The organism is Methylogaea oryzae, assembly GCF_019669985.1.
In the GTDB taxonomy this organism is placed as follows: domain Bacteria; phylum Pseudomonadota; class Gammaproteobacteria; order Methylococcales; family Methylococcaceae; genus Methylogaea; species Methylogaea oryzae.
Genome location: NZ_AP019782.1, coordinates 2,159,309 through 2,184,940, shown reverse-complemented (window position 1 = coordinate 2,184,940; position 25,632 = coordinate 2,159,309). Strand labels below are relative to the sequence as shown.

Below are 25,632 nucleotides of genomic sequence, written 5' to 3'. Positions count from 1 at the left end.
GGGGCGTTCCCTCGGAGCGGGGGAACGGGCCTGTGCGGGATCGATAAAACGGAATAACCAAGAATAATTTCAGGGTGTCTTATATGGCCGGCATCAATCTTCAAACGGAATCCACCGCCGCGCGTATCCGCGCCGCGGTGTTCAGCATGGTTGCCGAAGGCCGCTTGAACGCCGCCGAGGCCAAACGCTTGCTGGCCAAGGCCGAACCCGCCGCCGACGCCGACGTCCAGCCCATCGCGGTGATCGGCATGGCCGGCCGTTTCGGCGCCGGCGACTGCCTGGACGACTATTGGCGGATGATAGCGGCCGGCGAGCACTGCATCCGCCCCATCCCGGCAGGGCGCTGGAGCGACGGCGGCCAGGGCACGCCGGGTGGTTTCCTGGAGAACCCCAGCCTGTTTGATCCCTTGTTTTTCAAAATCGCCCCCAGCGAAGCCGGCTTGATGGACCCGCAGCAGCGGCTGTTTCTGGAAACCGCTTGGTTTGCCCTGGAGGATGCGGCGTTGAGCGATCGCGCCCTGGCCGGCAGCGCTTGCGGCGTTTTCGTCGGCGTCGGCGCCGGGGATTACGGCCGGCGTTTGGAAGCGGCCGGCGTGGCCGACGCGCCGTTGGCGCTGATGGGCAACGTGGCGTCCATCCTGGCGGCGCGCATCGCTTATTTGCTGGACTTGAAAGGCCCGGCCCTGGCGGTGGATACGGCGTGTTCCTCCTCCCTGGTGGCGGTGCACCTGGCGTGCGAATCCCTGCGCCGGGCCGAATGCGACCTGGCGGTGGCGGGCGGGGTTTGCGTCATCAATTCCGGGCGTTTCGTGGCGGCCATGTCGCAGGCCGGCATGATTTCCCCCTCCGGCCGCTGCCACGCTTTCGACAGCCGCGCCGACGGTTTCGTGTGCGGCGAAGGCGCCGGCGCAGTGGTGCTGAAGCGGCTCGACCGGGCGCTGGCCGACGGCGATCCGATCCACGGCGTGATCGTCGGCGACGGCATGAACCAGGACGGCCGCACCAACGGCATCACCGCGCCCAGTGCGCCGTCCCAGGAAGCGTTGGAACGCGCCGTGCAGCGGCGCTTCGGCATCGATCCCGCCGCCGTCGGCTACATCGAAACCCACGGCACCGGCACGCCCCTGGGCGATCCCATCGAGGTGGAAGCCCTGGCTCGGGCGTTTGCCGCCCGGCCGGCGCACCTGCCGAAAATCCCCCTGGGTTCGGTCAAGGCCAATATCGGCCATGCCCTCACGGCGGCGGGCGTCGCCGGCCTGCTCAAGGTGTTGCTGATGTTGCGCAACGGGCGGATTCCGCCCAGTGCCGATTTCCGCGATGCCAACCCGCGCTTGAACCTGGAAGGCACGCCGTTCCGCATCGCCGTGTCCGGCGAGCCGTGGCAAGCCGCCGCCGGCGGGCGGCGCATGGCGACGGTCAGTTCCTTCGGCTTTTCCGGCACCAACGCCCACATCGTGGTGGCGGAAGCTCCCCGCGTGCCGGAACGGGATGCGCCGCGCGGCGCTTTTTGGCTGCTGTTGTCGGCGCGCGACGGCGGCGCCCTGGCGCGGCGGGCCGGCGATTTGGCCCGGCATTGGCGGCGCTGCGCCGACCTGCGGTTGGACGACGTGGCGTGGACCTTGGCGATGGGCAAGAACGCGCAAGCCAGCCGGGCCGCTTTCCGCGCGGAAAGCCGGGAGCAGGCCCTGGCGCGGCTGGACCAGCTCGCCGGCGGCGCGAACCCGCCGGCGGAAGCCCTGCCGGAAGCGCTGCAAGCCTGGCTGGCGGGAGGCCATCCCGATTTGAGCGTCTTGTTCGCCGAACCCTGGCCGCGCCGGGTGGCGCTGCCCAACCTGCCGCTGCAGCCGGTGGTTTGCGAGCCTTTGGCGCCCGTGGTGGATTCCGCCGCGTTTTCTCCAGCGCCGATGGCGGCGTCCGCCGTCGAAACCTCCTGGCAGGCGCCGATTCTCCAGGCGGCCGAACCGTTGCGCGCCGCGCCGGACGAGGCGTTGTTGGCCGACGGCGAGGCGTTTGCGCGAGTGGAGGACTGGGCGCGCAAAGCGGCCAGCGCGGCGCTGCTGCAAGCGGGCATCCTGGCAGGCTCCCGCAAGGTCGTCACCCGTGCCGCCTTGGCGCGCGATTTCGGCGTGACGGCGCAGCGGCGCGGTTTGTTCGACGCGGTGCTGCCGATACTGGAGCGTTACGGCTTGCTACGCATCGAGGGCGATTTGCTGCGCTTGGCGGCCGCCGCGCCCGCCGGCCTGGACGACGGGCCGTTGCGCCGGGAGCAGGCGGCGCTGCGGCAAAACCAGCCCGCCACGGCGGCCTTCCTGGACTTGTTGGAACGCACTACCGCCGCCTTGCCGGCCGTGCTGCGCGGCGCCGACGGCAACGCGGTGCTGTTCCCGGAAGGGCGGCTGGACCTGGTGGGCGCCATTTACAAAGGCAACCGCCTGGCCGATCACTTCAATCGGTTGATGGCCGCGTGCGTGGCGGCGCTGGCGCGCCGGCACCTGGACAGCGGGAACGGCCCGCTGCACATCCTGGAAATCGGCGCCGGCACCGGCGGCGCCACCAGCGCCATCTTGCAGGCGTTGCGGCCTTTCGGCGGGCAAGTCCGCTACGTGTACAGCGATGTTTCCCTCGGCTTCCTCAAGCACGGCCGCGACGCTTTCGGCGACGCGGTGGAGCCGGCGTTGTTCGACGCCACCCGGCCCGGCGAGCCGCAGGGTTTCGCTAGCGGCGCTTTCCACATCGCGGTGGCTTCCAACGTGCTGCACGCGGTGCCGGACCTGGGCGAGAGCCTCGGCTACGTGTGGCGGCTGTTGGCGCCGGGCGGCGCGCTGGTTCTCAACGAAGTGACCGCGGTGCAGGATTTCGCCACGCTCACGTTCGGCCTCACCGAGGGCTGGTGGGCGTTCCGCGACGCCAATCGCCGCTTGCCGGGCGCGCCCCTGGCCGATCCGGCCCGCTGGCGGACGGCGCTGGCCGAGGCCGGCTTCCCGGAAATGTTGGCCTTGGGGCTGTCCGAACAGGAACCGCACGGCCAGGCCATATTGCTGGCGCGGCGCGACGGCCGGCCGGCCGAGCCGGTTGCCGTGGGCCAGCGCGTTACGCTGCCGGCGCCGGCCGGCACGGTCGCCGCCACGGCGTCGTCCCCGGCGTCCCTCGAAGCGGCGATCCGGGAGGAGGCTGGCCAAACCCTGGGCATGGCCGCCGCCGCCATCGACCCGCTGGGCCGCTTCATGGACTACGGCGTGGACTCGATCCTCGGCCTGGATTTGATCAATCGCCTGAACCGCCGCTACGGCCTGAGCCTGAGCCCGACCGTGGTGTTCGAACAGCCGACGGTGCGGGATTTGGCGCGGCATTTGGCAGAGGAACACGGGGTGCGGACGCCGGCCGACGGGGCGGGGCGCGTCGAGGCCGCGTGCCCACGCGGCGCGACGGTGCCGGGGGGCGGGAGTTCCGACGACCCCATCGCCGTCATCGGCATGGCCGGACGCTTCGCCGCCGCCGACAACCTGGAAGCTTTTCACGCCCTGTTGGCCGAGGGCCGCAGCGGCATCATCGCCGCGCGCGATCGGCTGGGCATCGACCCGGACAATCCGCCGGAGCACCTGCGCTGGGCGGCGCCGTATTTGCGCTGGGGCGGGCTGCTGCGCAACATCGACCTGTTCGATCCGATGTTCTTCCGCATTTCCGGCCGCGAGGCGGAGCTGACCGACCCGCAGCACCGCGTATTCCTCACCGAGGTTTGGCGCGCCTTGGAGGATGCCGGATACGCCGGCGCCGCCATGGAAGGGGCGGACTGCGGCATTTTCGTCGGCTGCCACGGCGGCGACTACACCCACCTGATGGCGGAAGCCGGCGTGGTGCCGGACGCCTTTGCCTTCACCGGCAACGCCGCTTCCATCCTGGCGGCGCGCATCGCGTATTTGCTGGACTTGAAAGGCCCGGCCCTGGCGGTGGATACGGCGTGTTCCTCGTCCCTGGTGGCGGTGCACCTGGCGTGCCAGGCGCTCAGGGCGGGCGAATGCGAAATGGCCATCGCCGGCGGCGTGTTCATCAACACCACGGTGGGCTTCAACACGGCGGCGGCCAGCGCCGGCATGCTGTCGCCGCAGGGGCGCTGCGCCGCGTTCGACGCCGACGCCGACGGCTTCGTGCCGGGCGAGGGCAGCGGCGCGGTGCTGCTGAAGCCGCTGTCCCGCGCCTTGGCGGACGGCGACGGCGTCATCGCCGTCATCGCCGGTTCCGCCACCAACCAGGACGGCAAAACCAACGGCATCACCGCGCCCAACGCCGCCTCCCAGGCGGCGCTGATCCGCAAGGCGCTGCAACGGGCCGGGGTGCAGCCCGCCCAAGTGGGCTATGTGGAAACCCATGGCACCGGCACCCGCTTGGGCGATCCCATCGAAATCGAAGGATTGATGCGGGGATTCGCCGACGGCACGGCGGCGCCGGGATCTTGCTTGTTGGGTTCGGTGAAGAGCAATGTCGGCCACGCCGCCCATGCGGCGGGCATCGCCGGGCTGCTCAAGGTGCTGTTGTCGTTCCGCCACGGCGAACTGTACCCGTCGCTGCATTTCCGTGCGCCCAATCCGGTGCTGCGCCTGGAACGGACGCCCTTCGCCGTCAACACCCAATACCGCGCCTGGCCCCGCCCCGCCGGCGGGCGGCGGATCGCCGGGGTGAGCTCCTTCGGGTTTTCCGGCACCAATTGCCACATCGTGCTGGCCGATCCGCCGGACGCCGCGCCGGCGGCGGCGCCGGCCGAACCGGGCGCTTTGATCGCGCTATCGGCCCGCTCCCCCGCCGCGCTGGAGCGCCGCCGCCGGGATCTGGCCCAGTGGCTGGCCGCCCACGGCGAGGCGCGGCTGGCGGATATCGCGTTCACTTTGGGCGTGGGCCGCAGCCACCACGAGCAGCGTTGGGCGACGACGGTCGCCCATTTAGACGGCCTGCGCGACGCCTTGGCGGGGCGAGAAACGCCCGCGGCGGACTTGCCGCCGGCGCGCGGCGTCGAGTTGCGGGCAGCGGAACGGCTATACCTCGCCGGCGAGCTGCCGGATTTCGCCGCGCTGCACCGGGGCGGACGGCGCATTCCTTTGCCGACTTATCCTTTCGAGGAGCGTTCCTATTGGCTGAGCGCGCCGGAACAGCTGCCGGCTGCGGCGCCGCCGTCCCCGCAGGCGCCGCGCTCGGCCTTGCCGACGCTGCTGGCGCCGGTGTGGGAAGTCTGCGCCGCTGCGCCGCCGCAGCCGCTGCCCGGCCGCGTTTGCCTGGCCGGCGATGCGGCCGGGGCTAGCGCTGCCGCCGATGCGTTGCGCGCCCTCGGCGTGGAGGCGGTCGTATTGGCCGACGCGGGCGGCGAGCCGCCGGCCGACGCCGCCGCGCTGTTCCTGTTCGCCGCGCCGGCCGGCACGGCCGCCGCCGTGCTGGCGCCGCTGTTCGACGCCCTGCGGGCCATGCTCGCCCGGCCGGGCCGGTCCATGCCCCTGGTTCACGTCCACGACGGCTCGCCCTTGGCGGCGGCGGCGGTGGCGGCCGGGCCGTCCCTGCGCTTCGCCGCCGACGGTTTGGAGCTGCGCTCCCTGGCGTTGCCGGCGGGTATTTCCGGGCCGGATATGGCCCGTTGCCTGTTGGCCGAATTGGCGGCGACCGAGCGGGAAGCGGCCGTCGACGGCCACGGCCAGCGCCGGGTGCGGCGCTTAAGCCGCATCGCGTTGAACGCCGCGGCGGAGCCGGAGTCCGGCGGCGTCTGGCTGATCAGCGGCGGACTCGGCGGACTGGGACCGCAGCTGGCGCGCCACTTGGCCATGGTGCGCGGCGCGCGCATCGGTTTGCTGGGCCGGTCGCCGCTGCAGGGGGAAAAGGCCGTGCAACTGGCCGCCTTGCGCGCCGACGGCGTGCAGGCCCATTACGCCCAGGCCGATGTGGCCGATGCGGAGAGCCTGGGCCGAGCCGTCGCCGAAATCGAAGGCGTGCTGGGGCCCATCAGCCACGTCATCCACGCCGCCGGCGCGCCCAGCGAGCGCGCCCTGGCGCAAAGCCGCTGGGAGGATATGGCGAAAACTTTTTCCGGCAAGCTCGACGGCGCGCGGGTGTTGGATCAGGTGCTGGCGGAACGGCCGTTGCGGGCTTTCGTGCTGTTTTCCTCCCTCGCCGCCCAATTGGGCGACTTCGGCCAGTGCGATTATGCGGTGGCCAACGCCTACCTCGGCCGCTTCGCCGAATGGCGCAACGGCGAAGCGGCGGCGGGCCGTCGCCACGGCCGAGCCTTGGCTATCGATTGGCCCATCTGGGAAGGCGGCCACGCCGCCTTGGGCAGCGAAGGCAGCGAACTGTTCGGCAAGGCCCTGGGCATTCGTATGCTGGCGCGGGAGTCGGGCTTGGCGGTAATGGACTTGGCTCTCAGGGCGGCGGACGCCCCGGCGGAGATTTTGGTGATGACGGGCAATGACAATGAAATCGCGCGCTTGGTCGGCGCGCCGGTGGGGGAGGCGGCTGGAGTGAAGGACACGGCCTCGGAAGGCGCGGCAATGACGCCGGCAATGCCCTTGTCGCCGGGTGGCGGCTCCGCCGCTGCGGCGGCCGCCGTTCCCGGCCGGAACGGCGGGTGGGAAGCGAAGCCTGGCTCGGCGATATCGACCGTCGCCAGCCAGGCCCTGCCCGGCATGGACGCGCTTCGAACCGAACTGGCCGGCATGATCGGTCGCCTGCTCAAGCTCGACCCGGCCGCTTTGCCGCCTTCGGCCGGCTTCGGGGATTTCGGCTTCGACTCCATCGCCCTCAAGGAGTTCGCCGGGCTGTTGTCCCGACGCTACGGCATCGCCCTTTCGCCGGCGGTGTTTTTCGCCCACGGCAGCATCGACGCCCTGTCCGCCCACTTGCGCGACACCTATCCCGACGCCTTGCGCGGCGAGGCGCGAACGCCGGCCGAGGCGGTTCCGCCCGCTGCGGTGCCGGCGCCCGCCGCCGCGCCTGTTGCTCCAACCGCTGGAGACGATCGCGCGGTGGCGGTGATCGGCATGGCCGGGCGTTTTCCCGGCGCGCCGGACGTGGACGCATTCTGGCGTCTCATCGAGGCTGGCCGAATCAGCGTGGGTGCTATGCCGGACAGCCGGCGCCGCCTGCTGGGCCTGGCGGCGGACGGCGCCGCCGCCATGGGCGGATTCATCGACGACATCGAATACTTCGACCCGGCGTTTTTCCGCATGTCGCGCCGCGAAGCGGTGCACATGGACCCGCAGCACCGCTTGGCCTTGGCCTTGTCCTGGAGCGCCCTGGAAGACGCCGGCATCGCGCCGCCGAGCCTGGCTGGCCGTCCTGTCGGCGTATTTTTCGGCCAGCAGGTCAGCGGCTACACCGCTTTGCTGCGCGACGCCGCGCCGGAAGCCATGGCCCAGGCGGCCCTGGGCAACGTCAATGCGCTGATGCCCAATCGCATTTCCTACCAACTGGATTTGCGCGGCCCCAGCGAGTCGGTGGATACCGCCTGTTCCTCGGCGCTGGTCGCGGTGCACCGCGCGGTGCGGGCGCTGCGCTCCGGCGAGTGCGAGCTGGCGCTGGCCGGCGCCACCAGCTTGCTGCTGGACATGAAGGACTTGGAGTCCACGCAAAGCCTGGGTGTGTTGTCGCCGGACGGCCGCTGCCATACCTTCGACGCCCGCGCCAACGGCTATGTGAAAGGCGAGGGCGCCGGCGTGCTGGTGTTGAAATCCCTCAATCGCGCCCTGGCCGACGGCGACCCGATCCACGCCGTCATTCGCGGCACGGCGGTCAACCACGGCGGCCGGGCGCAATCCCTCACCGCGCCCAACTCCCAGGCGCAGCGGGACTTGATCCACGCCGCCCTGGCCGATGCCGGCGTCGGCGCCGGCAGCATCGGTTATGTGGAAGCCCACGGCACCGGCACCGAACTGGGCGACCCGGTGGAGATCGAGGCGCTCAAGGCCGCTTTCGCCGGCTTGGCGGCCGACGGCGTCGCCCTGGGGGCGGTCAAAGCCAACATCGGCCATTTGGAACCGGCCTCCGGCATGGCCGGCTTGTTCAAGGCCATCCTGGCGCTGCGCCACCGCGTCGTGCCGCCCCTGGCCGATTTGCAAACGGTGAATCCCTACATCGATTTGGCCGGGTCGCCTTTCCACCTGCCGCGCGAGGCCGCCGCTTGGCCGGCCGCCGCCGCGCCGCGCCGCGCCGGCGTCAGCGCTTTCGGTTTCGGCGGCGCCAACGCTCACGCCGTCGTGGAAGAGGCGCCGGAGGCCCCCGCGTCTTGCCACGGCGACGGCGCCGCCTTGTTGCTGCTGTCGGCGCCGGAGACCGCCTTGCTCGCTCTCTACGCGCGCCGTTTGGCCGAACGCCTGGCGGAGGAAGATGCGCCGGCGCTGCCGGAGGCGGCCCACACCTTGATGTGCGGACGCGCGGCGCTGGCGGCCCGCGCCGCCCTGCCGGCCATGGACCGGGACGGCGCCGTGCAGGCGCTGTACGCCTTGGCCGAGCACATCGAAAAGGACGCGCCCAAGCCCGCCGGCATGCTGCTGGGCGAGGTGCGGGACGGCGAATCGCCGTTCAGCCTGGGCGAGGAGGCGGAAGACCAGGATTTCTTCGCCCGCTTGGTGGCCGCCGGCAATATCGGCCGGTTGGCGCGCTTCTGGGTGAGCGGGGTGGAGGTCGATTGGCCGCTGATCGCCGCCGGCCTGGCCGCCGGGAAGCGCATGCGCCGCGTGCATCTACCGGGCGTGCCGATGCGGCGGCAGCGCTGCTGGGTGGAGTCGGGCGTCGGTTCGCCCGCCGGGAGCCCGCGGCCGGAGGCGGCTTCGTCGTCCTATCTCCCGTCGGCAGAAAGCCGCCCGGAGGACGGGACGGGGGAGAGCGCCCGCGCGGAAGACGTTTTTGCCGCGCCCGCCGCCCCAATCGTCGTGGACGCGGCCACGGCGCGCGCCGCCGGCCCTGCGTCCACGGCGGCCCAGGTCGCTCAGGTCGCCGAGCGCATACGCGCCATCGTCGCCGCCGCTTTGTACGTATCGCCGGACGAGTTGGACGAGCAGGCCCGTTTCATGGACCTGGGCCTGGATTCCATCCTGGCGGTGGAGGTGGCCGGCGCCGTCAATGCCGCTTTCGGCCTGCAAATGCAGGCGACGCGGCTCTACGATTATCCCTCCGTGGCCGATTTGGCCGCTTACGTGGCGGCTAGCCTGGGCCAGCCGGCCGCTGCCGCCGTCTCCGCCCCGGTTCGACCGCCGGCGCCCGCCGTCGCGGTGGCGTCCGAGACGCCGGCGGCGTCGGGCCAAATCGAGGCCGCCGTCCGCCGCATACTGGCCGCGGCGCTGTATATCGACCAGGAGGACTTGGACGACCAGGCCGGTTTCGCCGACTTGGGGCTGGATTCCATCCTGGCGGTGGAAGTGGCGAACAAATTGAACAGCGAACTGGGCACCGATCTGCAGGCCACGCGCTTGTACGATTTCCCCACGGTGCGGGCGCTGGCGGCCCACCTGGCCAGCCGCCGGCCGCCGGAGGCGCGTTCGCTCCAGGACGGCGGCGAGCCTTTATGCGACGCGGTATTGGAATTCCTGTGCGCCCGCGTGGCGGAAGCCCTGGGCGTGGACAGCGCCGCCGTCGATACGGCCATGCCCTTGGACCGCCTAGCCATCGGGCCGGAGCAGGCCGCGCGCATCTTGGACGCTATCGCCCAGCGGTTCGGCCGCCGCCTGGACGGCGCCGAAGTCGGCGCTTGCCGCGACTTGGCGGCGGTGGCGGATTTGCTGCGGCGCGGCGGCGCGGCGGCGCCGGTCGACTCGTCGGCCAAGGGCAACCCGGCCGCGGCAGCCGTGCCGATGGCCGCCGCGGCGCCACTGGTCGCGGCGTCGGCAGCGGAAGACGGTGCGCCCGTGGCGCGGTTGCGCGCCGAGCTGGCCGCGCTGTTGCTGGTGCCGGCGGAGAGCGTGGAAACTGGCCTGCCCCTGACGGATTTGGGGCTGGATTTGGTGTCCGCCGAGGAACTGGCCGAGCGTTTGCGCAAGGTTTTCGGCCCGCAGGCGCCGGACGCGCGGGCCTTGCTGGCGGCGGCCAGCCTGGATGCCCTGGCGGCGCGGCTGGCCGCGCCGGCCGCCGCTAGCGCCCATGCCGCCGCTAGCGCCCATGCCGTCCATGCCGTCCATGCCGTCCATGCCGTCCATGCCGCCCATGCCGCCCATGCCGCCCAGCCGGTCGCCGCGTCCGGCGGCGCCGAGCCGGTGGAGGTCGCCGTGATCGGCATCGCCTGCCGTTATCCGGGCGCGCCGGACAAGGACGCTTTCTGGCGGCTGTTGCGGGAAGGCCGCAGCGGCATCACGCGGGTGCCGGCGGAGCGCTGGGATCCCGCCGCGCACCTGGCCGGGCTGTCCCGGCCCGAGCAGCGCGAGGCGGTGCAATGGGGCGGCTTCGTGGACGGCGTGGACCGCTTCGATCCGCTGTTCTTCAATTTGTCGCCGCGGGAAGCGGAATTGATGGATCCGCAGCAACGGCTGTTCCTGGAAGAAGCCTGGCACGCTTTTGAGGATGCCGGTCTGTCCGATGTCCATCTCAAAGGCGCCCGTTGCGGTGTTTTCATCGGCGCGGGGCAGGGCGATTACAGCCGCCACCTGCCCATGGACGACCCGGCCCAGGTGACGGGCCAGTTGCTGCTGGGCAACACGGCCAGCATCCTGGTGTCGCGCATTGCTTATCTGTTGGACCTGCGCGGGCCGGCGGTGGCGCTGGACACGGCCTGTTCTTCGTCCCTGGTGGCGGCCGAAATGGGCTTCCGCGCCATCCGCGAGGGCAGTTGCGACTTGGCCCTGGTGGGCGGCGTCAATCTGATGACCACGCCGCAGATGCACGTGATGACCGCCGCTTCCGGCATGTTGGCGCCCGATGGCCGCTGCCGCACGTTCGACGACGCGGCGTCCGGTTTCGTGCCCGGCGAGGGCGTTGGTTTGTTGGTGCTGCGCCGGCTCGACCAGGCGCTGGCCGGCGGCGACCGCGTTTACGGCGTGATTCGCGCCGCCGGCACCAACCAGGACGGCAAAACCAGCGGCATCACCGCGCCCAGTTCCCTTTCCCAGGAGACGCTGGAGCTGGACGTGTGGCGGCGCTTCGGCATCGATCCGGCCGGATTCGGCTACATCGAAGCCCACGGCACCGGCACGCGGTTGGGCGATCCCATTGAAATAGAAGCGCTCAGCCGCGCTTTCGCCGCCCACACCCAGCGGCGCCAGGACTGCCCCATCGGCTCGGTGAAGACCAATATCGGTCATACCCTGGCCTCGGCGGGAGTGGCCGGCCTGATCAAAACCTTGCTGGCGCTGCACCGGCGCGAAATTCCGCCGTCGCTGAACTTTTCGACGCCGAATCGGCACATCGATTTCGCGCAAACGCCGTTTACCGTGCCGACCCAGGCCCTGCCTTGGCGGGAAAAGCGGCTGGCGGCGGTGAGCGCTTTCGGCTTCAGCGGCACCAATGCCCACGTCGTGCTGGCGGCCGCGCCGCCGTCGCCGCCCAGGGCGGGCGGCGAACCCCCGGCCGGCCACGAGCTGTTCGTCCTGACGGCGCGCGACAACGCCGGCTTGGCGCGGCAGGCCGCCCGCCTGGCGGCGTTTCTGCAGGCGGACGGACGATCCCTTCACCCGAAGGATGTGGCCCATACCCTGGCGCTGCGGCGCAGCCATTTGGAACAGCGTTTGGCGGTCTGCGCCGACGATGTGCAAGGCTTGGCGGACGCCCTGCAGGCCTACGCCGAAGGGCGCGGCGACGGCCGTTTGATTGGCCCGGCCAAGCGCCGCCGCGATCCGACGCCGGTCGATGCGGATCTCCTGCGGAGCGCCGCCAGTCGGCCGCAGGCGTTGGCGGAAGCCGGCCGGTTATGGACGGAGGGCAGCGAGCTGCCCTGGCAGGCCTTGCTGGGCGGAGGCGCGTTCGTCGATTTGCCCGGCACGGTGTTCGCCGGCATGCGCTGCTGGGTGGACCATAGCGCTCCGGACGGCGCGCAACGCGCTCCCGAGCTTGACGGCGGCCCGGCCGCAGCGCCCGCGCCGCGCGCCATCGCCGCTGCTGCGGTGGCTCCGCACGCGTCCGTTCTGTCCGGTGACGCGGAGGTTTTGCGTTTGACCGCCGAGATGCCGGTCATGGCCAATCACCGCGTGCTCGGCCGGCCGCTGTTGCCCGGCATGGCCGGCTTGGCTTGGTTCCACGCCGAAGCGCGCCGGCGCGGTTACCGGGGGCAGTTAAGCAACCTGGCTTGGCGGTTGCCGGTCGAAGCGCCCGCCCTGTTGCGCCTGGAGGCGGAAGAAGGCGCGGGCGAGCTGCTGCTGCAACTGCGCGACGGCGAAGGGCGCGTCGTCGCCCGCGTCCAGGCGCGGCGCGGCGCTAAGCCGCAGCCCCTGCCGGTGGAGTTGGCCACGGTTCGCGCCGATTGCCGCACGGCGGTGGCGCCGGAAACCATTTATCGGCGCTTGGAGGCGGGCGGCGTGCAACACGGCCCGGCATTCCGTTTGCTGGACAGCGTGTGGAGCGGTGCCGGCCAAGTGCTGGCGCGGCTGCGCCCGGCCGATCCGGCGGCGTCCGCTCCCATCGCCGACGGCGGTTTGCCGCCCGCCTTGCTGGACTCCGCCCTGCAAGCCCTGGGCGCGCTGGACGGCGCCGAGGGTGCCGGCACGGCCTTGTTGCCGGCGGGCGTGCGCCGCTTCGCGCAATACGCGCCGTTGGACGGAGCGGTGCTGGCCTGGCTCTGTTTGGACCGCAATGCTTGCGGCGACAATCGGCTGGTGGCCGATGTGCGGTTGCTGGACGAAGGGGGCGAGGTGCTGGCGGAGCTGCTCGGCTTCGAAGCGCGGCCGCCCCAGCCTGTGCCTCCGGGCGGCCGCCGGGACGCCGCCGAGCCGGAACCCCCCGCCGTCGCTGCGGTGCGGCCCGAGCCGAGCGGCCGCGAAGCCGATGCGGTGCTGCTAGCCATGCGCCCCCTGTGGCGGTCTTCGGCCGCGCCGGCCGGCCCGGCGGCAGCGTCCCCCTTGGTCCTGCACGGCGCGCCGGAGGCGGAATGGGCGGCGCTTTTGGCCGCCGAGCAAGGCGGCGACCGCCTGCGCATCGACGCCATGTCCGCCGAAGCCCTGGCCGACCTGGCCGCCGGCCTGCCGGAAAGCCGTCCGTTGTTGTTCGCCGCTTGGCGGGAGGCGGATGCGCCCGGCTTGGACGGGGCGGCGCTGGCCGAGGCGGAGCGGCGCGGCGTGCATTTATTGCGTGGCTTGTTGCAAGGGTTGGCGCGGCGCGGCGGCGCGGCGCGGCTGATCCTCGCCACGCGCGGCGTGCAAGGGGCGCTGGCGGACGATGCCATCGACCCGGCCTTCGCCGCATTGCCGGGGTTTGCCCAAGCGGCGGCGCGGGAACTGCCGGGGCTGCAGCTGGTTTGGGTGGACTTGGCGGCTGACGCCGGCAAGCGGGAGCGCGCCTGGCTGTTGCGGGAGACCGCCGGCGAGGTGGCGGCTTACCGGGCCGGGCAGCGCTGGCGTCGGCATATGGCGCGCGTGCTGCCGGATTTCTCTGCGCCGCCGCCGGATGTGTTGCCGCGCGGCGCCGTGTGCCTGTTGCTGGGCGGTGCCGGGGGACTGGGGCGGGCCACGTCCCGGCGTTTGGCCGAACGTTACGGCGCGCGCATCGCCTGGGTGGGGCGGCGTCCCGCCGACGCCGCCATCGACGCGGCGCTGGGGGAAATCGCCCAGGCCGGCGGCGAGGCGGTCTATTTGCAAGCCGACATCGCCGACGCGGCCCAGGTGCAGCAGGCGGTGGCGACGCTGCGCCGGCGCTGGGGCCATATCCATCTGGCTTGGCACGGCGCCATCGTGCTGCGCGACAAAAGTATCCGCGAGTTGCGGGCGGACGATCTGGACGCCGCCCTGGCGCCCAAATCCCGCGGTCTGCTCAACCTCATCGCCGCTTTGCGGGACGACGCGCCGGACTGGCTGTGCCTGTGTTCGTCGGCCAACGCTTTTACGGTCAATCCGGGCCAGGCGAATTACGCCGGCGCTTGTACTTTCGTCGACGCTTTGGCGCTGTCCCAGGCCGGCGCGGCGGGCTGGCCGGTGCGCGTGCTGAACTGGGGGATTTGGGGGGAAACCGGCATCGTCGCCGAGGAGCGCTATTTGCAGCGCGCCCGCCAGGCCGGCGTTGAGCCTTTGGCCACGGCCGAGGCCTTGGACGTATTCGAGTGGTCGCTGGGGTACCCGTTGCAGCAAGCCGTTCCGTTGAAAGTGGCGGCGGACTCCCTGCCCGTGTTCTGCGCCGACTTGGTGGAGACGGCCCGCTGGGGCGGCGCGTCCGCCGCGCTGGATCTGTCCGGCGGCCGGGACGCCCTGCACGGCGCTTTCGCCCGGGTCGAGCCGGAGCGGCTGCAAGCCCAGGCCGACGACATGGCGGCGCTGATCCGCCACGGCCGGGAGTGTTTGTTCCGTGTTTACGCCGAACTCGGCCTGAACCGCTGCACGCCGGCGAGGCTGGCCGAGGTGGCGGCGGCCCTGGGCATTGCCGCCGAGCGGCGCGGCTTGTTCCTCGCCCATTTGGAAATCCTCGCCCGTTGCGGCTGGGTGCGGCTGTCCGAAGCCGGCCAGGGGGATGCTCTGGTGGAAACCACCGGCATGCTCCCTGGCGGCCCGGCCGCCGCCCCGGCGTTGTCCGGCGGCGCGGCGCGCTTGTTGGACGCCGCCCTGTCGGGCACGCGCGACGTGCTCACCGGCCGCCGGCCCGCCACGGAGATTCTGTTTCCCGGCGGCCGCAACGATTTGGTGGAAGCGGTTTACCGCGACGACGCCGCGGCCGAGGTATTCAATCAGGCGCTCTCCGAAGCCGTCGCTGCGCTGGGCCGGGGACGCCCGTTGCGGGTGATCGAAATCGGCGCCGGCACCGGCGGCGCCACCGGCGCGGTCTTGGCGGCGCTGGATCGCCAGGCGCCGGGCTCTTCCTATGTGTATACCGACGTGTCGCCGCATTTCGCCGCTCTGGGCGAGGCCCGTTTCGGCGGTCGTCCCGGCACCGAATTCCGCACCTTGGACATCGGCCGCCATCCCGCCGAACAGGGTTTCGATGTCGGCGCTTTCGATCTCTTGGTGGCCGCCAATGTGTTGCACGCCCTGCCCGACGTGGTGGAGGTGCTGGGTCACGCCAAGGCGCTGCTCAAGCCGGGCGGCGCCGGGCTGCTGCTGGAAGCCACCCAGCGCAGCGACTTCGCCACCTTCGTGTTCGGCTTGACCGACGGCTGGTGGGCGTTCGCCGACGGCGAACGGCGATTGCCCCATAGCCCGCTGTTGTCGGTGGACGGGTGGCGCTTGGCCATGGCGAGCCGGGGACTGAACCTGGCCGGAGTGGGGCAGTTGTCCGGCAGCGACGCGCAGAGCGTGTTGTTGATGGTGTCGGACGGATGGGTGGCGGAGACGGCGGTTGCGTCGTTTGCGTCGGTTGCGCGGCAAATGCCGCCTCCCTCCGCCGACGCCGATCCGGCCGGTGCATCGGCGTCTCTGCTGGATACCGCCCGCCGCCTGGTGTGCCAGGTGTTGCGCATGGCGCCGGACGATCTGGACCCGGACGAGCCGCTGGAGCGCTACGGGGTGGACTCCCTGGTGGTCAACGACATCCACGCGCGGCTGGAAGCCGAATTGGGCCCGTTCTCCCGCAACCTGGTGTTCGAAGCGGTGACGCTGCGGGCGCTGGCCGAACGGCTGGCGTCCGGCCTGCCGCCGGAGAGCCGGACGCCGCCCGCCGCGCCGCAACCGTCCTTGCCGTCCGTCGCTTCGGAACCGCGCGTCGAATCCGACGGCGCGGTGGCGGTGATCGGCATCGCCGGGCGTTTTCCCGGCGCCGACGGCATCGAAGCGTTTTGGGACAATCTGGAAGGCGGAAAAATCGCCGTCGGCCCGCTGCCGGCGTCGCGGCGCGCTTTGTGGCCCGGCTCGCGCACTTATCCGGGCGGTTATCTGCAAGACGTGGCCGGATTCGACGCCTTGTTTTTCCACATCTCCCCCAACGAAGCCGCCGCCATGGATCCGCAGGAGCGGCTGTTCCTGGAAACGGCTTGGTGCAGCCTGGAGGACGCCGGGCGTTTGCCTTCCGCCTGGGGCGGCAAGGTCGGCGTGTTCGTCGGGGTGATGGGGCGGGATTATTTGCGACTGGGAGCCGAAACCCGCAGCCAGGGCGACGCGGCCGCTTGGTCGGTGGCCAATCGGGTGTCCCATGCCTTGAATCTCAGCGGCCCCAGCCTGGCGGTGGATACCGCCTGCTCCAGCGCCCTGACCGCCCTGCACCTGGCCTGCGAAAGCCTGCGCAACGGCGATTGCGACGCGGCCTTGGCCGGCAGCGCGCACCTGATCTTGCACCCCGCTTCGCGGGAGGGGTTGAGCGCTCTGGGCATGCTGTCGGCCAACGGGGCGGCGCGGCCGTTTTCCCGCGACGCCGACGGCTTGGTGGGCGGCGAGGGCGTGTGCTGCCTGGTGTTGCGGCGGCTGGACGACGCGCTCGCCGCCGGCGACCGCATCCTCGGCGTGCTGCGCGCCACCGGCCTGGCCGCCAGCGGCCGCACCCGCAATTACATGGCGCCCAGCGCCGAAAGCCAGGCCGAGGGACTGCGGCGGTTCTTGGCGCAGCGCAATATCGCCGGCGTGGATTACGTCGAGTGCCAGGCGGTGGGCTCGCCCACCGGCGACGCCATCGAAGTGGCGGGATTGGCGCGGGCGTTGCCGCCCACGGCGGAGCCGCTGGCTATCGGCAGCGTCGAAGGCGCTATCGGCCATTTGGAGGCGGCTTCCGGGTCGGCGCAAATCGCCAAGGTGCTGGGCATGTTGCAGCGCGGACGCCTTCTGCCGGCGGCGGGCGTCGGCGAACTGAGCGGCGACGTGGCAGCAGCGGCGCAAGGTCGTTTCCGGGTGGTGCGCGCCGCCGGCCCTTGGCCGGTCCGTGGCGCGCCGCGCCGGGCGCTGGTGCAGTCTTTCGGCGCCGGCGGCGGCAGCGCCTACGCGGTGCTGGAGGAGGCGCCGCCGGCGCCCTCGTTACCGCCGCCGTCCGCCGTTCCGCAGGCCGTGCCGCTGTCGGCGCGGACGGCGCAGGCCTTGCGCCGCATGGCGCAAAACCTGCTCGATCACCTGCAAGGGCGCGGCGCCGGGGCGGCGCTGCCCGCCATCGCCCGTACCCTGCAAAACGGCCGCGCGGCGTTCGACCACCGGCTGGTGGTGTTGGCCCAGGACACGGCGGGTTTGGCCGCGGCGCTGGCCGATTTCCTCGCCGGCCGTCCCGGCGACTGGCTGGCCGGCGAGAAGCGCGGCGCCGCCGGCGGCAACGGCACCGGGCCGGCGTCCCATGAACCCCAAGCGTTGGCGGCCTATTGGGTCGAGGGCCGCGCGGTGGATTGGGACGTGTTGTGGCGCGGCGTGCGGCCGCCGGCGCCCGTCGCGCTGCCGGGTTACGCCTTCGAGCGGCGTCACTGCTGGAGCGTGCCGGACGCGGCATTTGCCCACGCCATGTCGCCGCTATTGGAAGCGGCGCGGCCTTCGCCGACGGTGGAGGATGAGCCGCTGCTGGTGGCGCCCGTCGTGCCGGAAGAACGCAAATTAGTGCTGATCGAAGGGCCGGGCGACGTGGAGGATTTGCGCATCCGCGCCGAGCCTTTGCAAGGCCCGGCGGCCGGCGAAGTGTTGATCGAGGTGAGCGCCTGCGGCGTGAATTTCGCCGATCTGTTGTGCGCCAGGGGCTTGCACCCGAACTTGCGCAGCTACCCTTACGCGCCGGGATTCGAGGTGGCGGGCGTGGTGGCGGCGGTCGGCGACGGTGTGCGCAACCTGCGGCCGGGGCGGGCGGTGATGGCGCTCACCGGCGGGCGCGGCGGCCTGGCCAGCCATGTGGTGGTGCCGGAGCATTGGGTGGTGCCTGTTCCCGCCGGCCTGGACCCGGTGCTGGCCGCCGCCACGCCGGTGGGATACCTGACCATGGCCCACGCCTTGGAGAAGGCGCAGCTGCGCGCCGGCGAAACCATCCTGATCCAGTCCGCCGCCGGCGGCACCGGTCCTTTCGCCGTGCAACTGGCCCTGGCGCGCGGCGCCATCGTCATCGCCACGGCGGGTAGCGCGGCGAAACTGGCGGCGTTGCGGGAGCTGGGCGTCCGCCATACCGTCAACTACCGCGAGGAGGATTTCAGCGAGCGCGCCCGCGCCATCACCGGCGGCCGCGGCGTGGACGTGGTGCTGAACACCTTGGACGGGGAGGCGATCCAAAAAGGCATCGACCTGTTGGCGCCCGGCGGGCGCTACTGCGAAATCGCCCTGGCCGGCCTGCGCGCCGCCGGGCGGCTCGATTTGTCGCGCCTGACGGAAAACCAAAGCCTCATCACCATCAACCTGGGGCGATTGCTGGCCGAGCCGGAGGCGTCGCGCCGCGCGCTCGCCGAGATGGCGGAAGCGCTCGCGGCGGGGCGGGTGCGCCCGTTGATTTCGCGGACCTTCGGGATGGATAGCCTGCTGGAAGCCTTCCGCCACATGGATCGCCGCGAAAACGTCGGCAAGATCGTCCTGCAACCTGGCGGCATGGCGGTCTCGGCCGAGCCGTCCCGCCGGGAGGCCGTCGCGGCGCTGCGGCCGGAGGATTTGCAGGCGGGTCTGGAAGCGATCGCCGCGCAGGTCCTGGGCTTGGCGCCCGGCGAAATCGCCGCCGGGCGGCCGCTGGAGGAGTATGGCCTGAATTCGGTCGGCGCCGTGGCTTTGATGCGGGAAGTCCATCGGCGCTACGGCATCGCCGCGCCGGTCAACCTGGTGTACGAAGCGCGCTCCCTGGCGGCATTGTCGCAGCGCTTGGCCGGGCACTGCGACGGGACGCCGGGTGCGGAATCCGGCCTAGGCCGCATCCTGCGGCGGGCGGAGGACCGCGCTTACGAGCCGCTGGTGCCGATCCAGGCCGGCAGCGGACGTCCGTCCTTCTGGCTGCACGGCGCGCCGGGCGATGCGAGCTGGGTGACGCGGCTGGCCGATGCCTTGGGGCCCGGCGCGCCGATCTACGGCGTGGAGGCGCGCGGCGTCAGCGGCCGGGATGCGCCGCGCCGCAGCGTGGCGGCCATGGCCGGCGAATACGTGGCGGCCTTGCGCCGGGTGCAGGCGCAAGGCCCCTATCGTTTGGGCGGCTATTCCGGCGGCGGCGTGATCGCCTATGAAATGGCGCGGCAGCTGGCCGCCGAGGGGCAGGCCATCGACAAGCTGGTGTTGTTGGACGCGTACGCGCCGGGCAATCCGGCCCTGGGCGCCATGGGCGGGGTTTACGGCGACGGCTTCGTCTATCAGTTGGCGGTCAATTGGTTCGGCCGCCGCTGGGGCATGGAACAGCCTTTGACCTCGGCGGCCTTGGACGGATTGGACCGTGCGGCGCAACTGCAGGCCGCGCTGGATCATTTGTTCGCCCACGCCCGTCCGGAAGTGGAGCGGGAACGGCTGGCGTCCTATATGCAGGGCATGGATCGGGTCGGCCGCGCCTTGGGCAAGGCGTTGGAGAGCTATGTGGCCAAGCCCCTGGATGCGGAATTCGACACGCTGCTGATTCGCTGCACCGCGGGCATGAGCGGCCCCGACAATCCTTACGGTTTGCCGGTGTTTCTGGCCGAGGCGGACTACACGCAGGGCTGGGAAGACTTGCTGCGCCGGCCTTTGCGCCGGGCCAGCGTGGCCTGCGACCACTTCAGCTTGCTGGACGATCCCTGGCTGGATCAGGCCGCGGCCGAGATCCAGGGGTTTTTCGCCATGGAAAACGGCGCGCCGCAAACCAACCTGAGGGAACGGGTGCGCGCCGTGGTCGAGGAGGAAGTGTGCCGGGTGCTGATGATGGATCTCCCCGACGGCCTGCCCCCCAAAGCCAGCCTGGCGGAACTGGGGGCCCATTCGGTCGACCGGGCCGAGGTGGCCGCCGCGGCGATGGAGCGGTTGGACGTGGCGATACCGCTTACCGAGCTGGTCGGTGTGAGCGATATCGACGGCTTGATCGACGTGCTGACGCAAGGCGCCGCGCGATGACGATGCCGGCCAGTTGGCCGGCGTCGGTACGCCCGTCCGGAGCGGGACGCGCGGCGGCGCCTCGCTGATGGGCGGTCAGGAGGCGGCCCCGCTGCAACCCGACGAGGCGGGCAAGGCGGCATAGGCGATTTCCCCGGGTTGACGGCATGGGGTCGGCGAACGGTCCCGCTTCGCCATGATCGGGCGCTCCGTCGCGGCGTCGCCCGGCAGCGGCGCTTCCGGTGTCGCGGACGGTTGCAGGGCCGCATCCAACTGCATGGCCAAGGCGGTCCTGACGGCGCGCTCGGTGGCCAGTTCTTGCTCCAGCGAGCGGATGCGCTGCACCGCCGTGCGGAACGACAAGCGGATCTGTTCCAGCCGCCGCGCTTGGTCTTCCGCCGCCGCCACGGCCGATTGCGCCTCGACGACCGCGGCGTGGGCTTCCACGCGCAGCGTGCGCAGTCCTTCCTGGGCGGCGGCCTGGGCTTTGCTCCACAGGGCGGCGATCATCTCCCCCGCCTCCGCCTTAAGCTCGTCCGGCAGCGCGGCGTGCTCGATCCTCGGCCGGTTCCTTTCGCGCAGCTCTTCCCAGAACTTCGCCAGGGCCTCGGCCGGCGCGGACATGCTGCCTTTTCTGACGTAGCGGTAAAGCATGTTGGCCGTCGGGGTGATGCCGTAGTGGAAAAACAGCAATGCGCAGACTTCGCGGTACAGTTCCTGGGTTTTGGGAATACGCTCGCGCAGCGCATCGATGTTGGCCTGGATTTGCGGTTGATGGTTCATGTGGAAACTCCTGGGAAGAGAAGGCTATGGGTAACCCGGCCGATATCCGCTCCCGCTTCCGGCGGGACCGCAGGGGCGTCCTGGTCAGGTCGCGGAAGGGCCGGGTGGCGTGAGTGAATCGCTGAGCAGCCGCTCGAACTCGCCGGCCGGGACCGGCCGGGAAAACAGGTATCCTTGCCCGAAATCGCAGCCGGCGGCGGCCAATAGGTCGCGTTGAATCTCGGTTTCCACGCCCTCGGCGATCACCTTCATGCCGAGCTTGTGGGCCATGACGATCATGGCTTCGCATAACACCAGGTCGTGGGCGGCGGGCTTCAGGTTGCGCACGAAGGAGCGGTCGATTTTGATGTAATCGATGTCGAATTTTTGCAGATAGGAGAGGGACGAATAGCCGGTGCCGAAGTCGTCCAGCGCCACCTGGATTTTTGCGTCGCGGAATTCCAGCAGCTGGTTGAAGACGGCGGTGCTGGCTTCCAGCAGCAATCCCTCGGTGATTTCCGCCACGATGCCTTCGCCGGGCAGACCGAGTTTCCGCAAATTATCGATCCACGGCGCGCGCGCGCCGGCTTTGCCGCGGAATTGCGCCGGCGACAGGTTGACGCTGACCTGAAAGGCCGGGTGGTGCGCCGTGCGCCAGCGCAAGGCTTGCGCCGCCGCTTGGCGGAACACCCAGTTGCCGATGTCGACGATCAGCCCGGTTTCCTCGGCGATGTGGATGAAGTCGCCGGGGCCGACCAAGCCCCGCGCCGGGTGCCGCCAGCGGAGCAGCGCTTCCGCCTTGTGGATGGCGCCGCTCGCCAATTCCACGATGGGCTGGTAATACACCAGCAGTTGCCGGCCGGACAGCGCCTCGCGCAGGTCGTTGGCCAGCCGCATGCGGGTTTGCGCCGTTTCCTGCATGGACGAGGTGAAGTAGCTGAAGCAGTTCCTTCCCAGGCCTTTGGAAAAATACATGGCTTGGTCGGCGTTTTTCAGCAGGCTGGTAATCTCGGTGGCGTCGTGGGGATAAACGGTGATGCCGACGCTGGCGGAAATGTAGGCGGTTTCGTTCGCCAGGCGGAAAGGCCGGGCGAGGGCGTCGATGACGGATTGCGCCACTTCCTCGATGCGGGCGCCGTCGTTGAGGCCGCTCATGATGACGGTGAACTCGTCTCCGCCGAGGCGCGCCACCGTGTCGGAATCGCGCACGCAGCGGCCGATGCGTTGGGCCGCTTCGATCAGCAGACTGTCGCCGACGTCGTGGCCGAGGGTATCGTTCACTTCCTTGAAGTGATCGAGATCGATGAACAGCAGCGCCAGCAGCTGGTTGGCGCGTTGCATTTTTTTCAGTTCCAGTTGCAGGCGGTCGTGGAACAGGCGGCGGTTGGGCAATCCCGTCAGCGGGTCGAAGTTGGCCTGGCGCTGGATGGTCTCTTCGATTTTCTTTTGTTCGGTGATGTCGGAAAACAGGGCGATGCGCTGCTGCGCTTCGCCGTCCGCGTCGTAGATGGTATGTATGGACAGCCATTCCGGGTAGATTTCGCCGTTCTTGCGCCGATTCCAGATTTCGCCTTTCCAGTGGCCGGTTTTCTCCAAGGAAGTCCACATCATCTGGTAATAGGTCTGGTCGTGGCGGCCGGACTTCAACAGGCTGGGGCTTTGCCCTATCACTTCCTCCTCCGAGTAGCCGGTGACTTCGGTGAATACCGGATTGACGGCGACGATGCGGTTGCTGGTGTCGGCGATCATGATGGCTTCGCCGATGGCTTTGTAGACCGAGTCGGACAGTTTGATGGCCGCTTCCGCTTGTTTCCGGTCGGTGATGTCGCGGATGAACGAGCTGAATTCGTATTTGCCGTCGATGAGGAGGGGGGAGATGGCCAGTTCGACCGGAAAAGTATGGCCGCGCCGGTGCAAGGCCAGGGTTTCCACCCGGGTGTTGAGGAGCGCGCCTTGGCCGGTGGCCAGGCATTGAGCCAATCCGGCGACGTGCGCTTCGCGGTATTGCGTGGGAATAATCGTCTCGTGCAGCAATCGGCCGATGGCTTCCTGCTTGCTCCAGCCGAAGACTTTTTCCGCCTGGATATTCCAGTCGGTGATGATGCCGGCGGCATCCATTTGCACCACGGCGTCCAGGGCGATGTCGATGATGGTGCGCAGTTTCTGCTGGCTGGATTTCAACGCGTCTTTTGCCAGCCGGCTTTCGGTGATGTCACTGTGGGTGCCGATGACGCGAACGGGTTGTCCGTTGTCGCCGCGGCTAATCACCATGCCGCGATCCAGGAACCAGCGGTAGCTGCCGTCGCGGCAGCGCATGCGGTGCTCGCTGCTGAACACCGGCATTTCGCCGTCGATATGCCGTTTTAGTCGACGGTAGTAATCGGGCAAATCGTCCCTATGGATGCGCGATTCCCATTCCTCGAACGAATCGCCGAGCTCGTCCTCGCCGTACCCCAGCATTTCCTTCCAGCGGCGCGAGCAGAACACTTGGTTTTGCGGCACGCACCAGTCCCAGACGCCGTCTCCCGCCGCTTCCAATGCGACCGCCCAGCGCTGGTCCGTTCGGTCCAGGGTTGTTGGAAGGCTTTCGGCGGCGTTCATGACGATTCATCCTTGTTAAAAGACGGCGTGAGAGACAGTCGGCCCTAGGGGCGGCTAAAGAAATTCGTGGGATCCGTCGCAATACGGCGGCGTAGCCGTGTGTTTGCAACCGCACAGATAGACGGTTTTGGTCTCGGCGACCTCGAACGGCACCGGGGTTATGTCGGTGGTTTTGTGGGAGCCGTCGCATAACGGCTGCGTGGCGGAGCGGCCGCAGGCGCACCACCAATATTTGCCCGGGGCGAGTTCCTCGGCGTAGGGGGCGGTTTGCGGGATGGTTATTTCGCTCATGGCGGGTTTTCCTGTGTCGCAATGCGTTTAGGTCGTGAAAAAAAGGCCGCGGAAAATTTTGCGCCGCGGCCTATAAGGCCCGCTACCGCCGGAAATCCTAAGCCGGCGGTAGCCAGGGGGAGCCGATTAGTTCGGGGTCACAAGGGTTTTTGGTTTTTGGTCAGCTTTTTCAGCCAGCCTTCCACTTCGCGGCTGAGCTTGCCGCTGCCGGCCATTTTCAAGGTGTCCCGCAGGTGGCCGTGTTCCGTCATGGGCAAGGGCAGCACGCCTTGGCCGCCCATGCCGTTGTTGGCGGCGATGTCCTTGTCCTTGCCGTCGGCCAGCAGCACGCGGCCGGCGATTTCCAGCTTGTCCATGTCCACCACGATCAGGTCGTTGGCGAATTTGCTGGCCGCATAGGCGTAATAGCCGCCGCCTTGCTTGGCGCCGTAGTTGACGCCGTGGCAGCCCGGTTCGCAGGGCAGGCTTTTCAACACTTTGTTGGTCTTCACGTCGACGATGGACAAGGTGGCGCTGAGGGTATTGGCGGTGACGATGTACTTGCCGTCCGGGCTGATCGGCGTTTGGATAGGCAGCAAACCGTAGGCCTCGCCGCGGGTTTTGCCGCTGATCGGGTCGTAGTCGGCGGCCAGGTCGATGTCCTGCAGCTTTTTCTTGGCGTTCAGGTCGATGACGCTGAGGGTGCTCAACAACGGCGGCGTTCCCAGCAGGTTGGCGACGTAGGCGCGGCTGTTGTCCGGCGTGCTCCAAATGGCGATGGGCACGACGCCGCCGGTGGGAATTTCCGTGGCTTTTTCACTGTTCAAATCGACCACCGACACGCTGGAGGCCAGGGCGTTGGGCGTCAGGGCGTACTTTCCGTCGTCGGTCATGTGGTGGCCGTGGGGGCCGCTGTGGGGGCCGACGTTGATGCTGCCGAGGATGTTGGGCGTTTCGCCGGCGGACAGCTTGACGATGCGGTCTTCGGCGTTGATGGCCACATACAGGTTGCCGTCGCCGGGCCGGGTCATGACGTGGGACGGCGATTGACCCACCACCTGGGTGTTGAGCACTTTGCCGGTGGCGCGGTCGAACACGGTGAGGCGCTTGTCGAACCACTCGGTTTGGTAGATGTCCTTGTAAGTGTGGTCGGCCCACATGTTGTGGGGGTTGTTCATGTTGATGTCGACGCCTTTCACTTTCTTTTTCAGCGTCCAGTTGGCGGTGTCCACCTGGGTGGCGGTGCCGGGCTTGGATTTGCCCTGTATCGTTTCGAATTGCGTGTTGACCCACACTTCGCCCACGCCGGGCGTGGCCGGCTTGGCGAGCTTGTTGGGCGCGCTGACGTTCAGAGCGTCCAGCGTGATGACGGTGCCGCCCAGGTTGAGGGGCAGCGGCGGCAGCTTGAGCTCCCAGTTGGGCTTGCGGTAGTCGCGCCATTGCGCCGGGCTGGTGGCGACGAAGAAGGTGCGCAACAGCTTTTTGGCGATGTCGCTGCTGGTGGGAACCTTGGCGCCGTTGACCAGTTGCAGCTCCGCGCCCAGATCCAGTCCTTCGGTGGCGGGATCGTCAACCACCACCGCGCCGAACATGTACGGATGCACTTTGCAGGTGAACACGTACAGGCCGGGCTGGTCGAAACTGCTCGTGACGCTGGCGCTGGAGGCTTGGTTCTGGTCGACCGGAAAATCCTTGGCGCCGGGTTGCCACGCCAGGCTGGTGATGGTGTGTTCGGTGTTGGTGTCGGTCATTTTCACCAGCACCGCTTCGCCCGGCTTGACCACCACCAGGGAGTCGCCGTCCACCGGGTCTTTGAACCAATGGCCGGGCTCGTCGGTCATTTCCAGGGTGGCCGACGGCATGACGCCGGCGACGCTGAGGATGACGTCGTCCTGGGCGGCCGCGCCGGCGCCGCCGGCGGCCAGGATGGCGCTCGCCGATGCGGCGATCAAATGGCGTTTTGTCGTTTTATTGGACATTTGCATAACCTCTT

At 69.7% G+C, this 25,632-nt stretch carries 5 protein-coding genes; 1 reads left to right on the top strand and 4 read right to left on the bottom strand.

Annotation, left to right across the window (positions count from 1 at the left end):
• The first annotated feature begins 83 nt into the window (after nt 1-83).
• Complete coding sequence (locus K5607_RS09755) at nt 84-20,027, top strand: SDR family NAD(P)-dependent oxidoreductase (protein ID WP_221046898.1); 19,944 nt, start codon at nt 84-86, stop codon at nt 20,025-20,027.
• A gap of 75 nt (nt 20,028-20,102) precedes the next feature.
• Here the strand turns inward: K5607_RS09755 and K5607_RS09750 are convergent, their stop codons facing one another.
• The 4 genes from K5607_RS09750 to K5607_RS09735 form a co-directional block, all read right to left on the bottom strand.
• The gene (locus tag K5607_RS09750) at nt 20,103-20,789 is read right to left on the bottom strand and encodes a DNA-binding protein (RefSeq protein WP_221046897.1); all 687 of its coding nucleotides are present in this window, start codon (nt 20,787-20,789) and stop codon (nt 20,103-20,105) included.
• Nucleotides 20,790-20,873: 84 nt separating this feature from the next.
• On the bottom strand, nt 20,874-23,369 hold the full coding sequence (locus K5607_RS09745; protein ID WP_246598818.1) for a sensor domain-containing protein: 2,496 nt from the start codon (nt 23,367-23,369) through the stop codon (nt 20,874-20,876).
• Nucleotides 23,370-23,423: 54 nt separating this feature from the next.
• Complete coding sequence (locus tag K5607_RS09740; RefSeq protein ID WP_054774298.1) at nt 23,424-23,660, bottom strand: CDGSH iron-sulfur domain-containing protein; 237 nt, start codon at nt 23,658-23,660, stop codon at nt 23,424-23,426.
• A 137-nt stretch (nt 23,661-23,797) separates the two neighbouring features.
• Entirely contained in the window at nt 23,798-25,618 is a 1,821-nt protein-coding gene (locus tag K5607_RS09735; RefSeq protein ID WP_246598817.1) for a hypothetical protein, read from the bottom strand.
• Between the last annotated feature and the right edge of the window lie 14 nt (nt 25,619-25,632).

Coding starts and splice junctions, on each gene's coding strand:
- K5607_RS09755 (WP_221046898.1), top strand. CDS start 84: ATGGCCGGCATCAATCTTCAAACGGAATCCACCGCCGCGCGTATCCGC.
- K5607_RS09750 (WP_221046897.1), bottom strand. CDS start 20,789: ATGAACCATCAACCGCAAATCCAGGCCAACATCGATGCGCTGCGCGAG.
- K5607_RS09745 (WP_246598818.1), bottom strand. CDS start 23,369: ATGAACGCCGCCGAAAGCCTTCCAACAACCCTGGACCGAACGGACCAG.
- K5607_RS09740 (WP_054774298.1), bottom strand. CDS start 23,660: ATGAGCGAAATAACCATCCCGCAAACCGCCCCCTACGCCGAGGAACTC.
- K5607_RS09735 (WP_246598817.1), bottom strand. CDS start 25,618: ATGTCCAATAAAACGACAAAACGCCATTTGATCGCCGCATCGGCGAGC.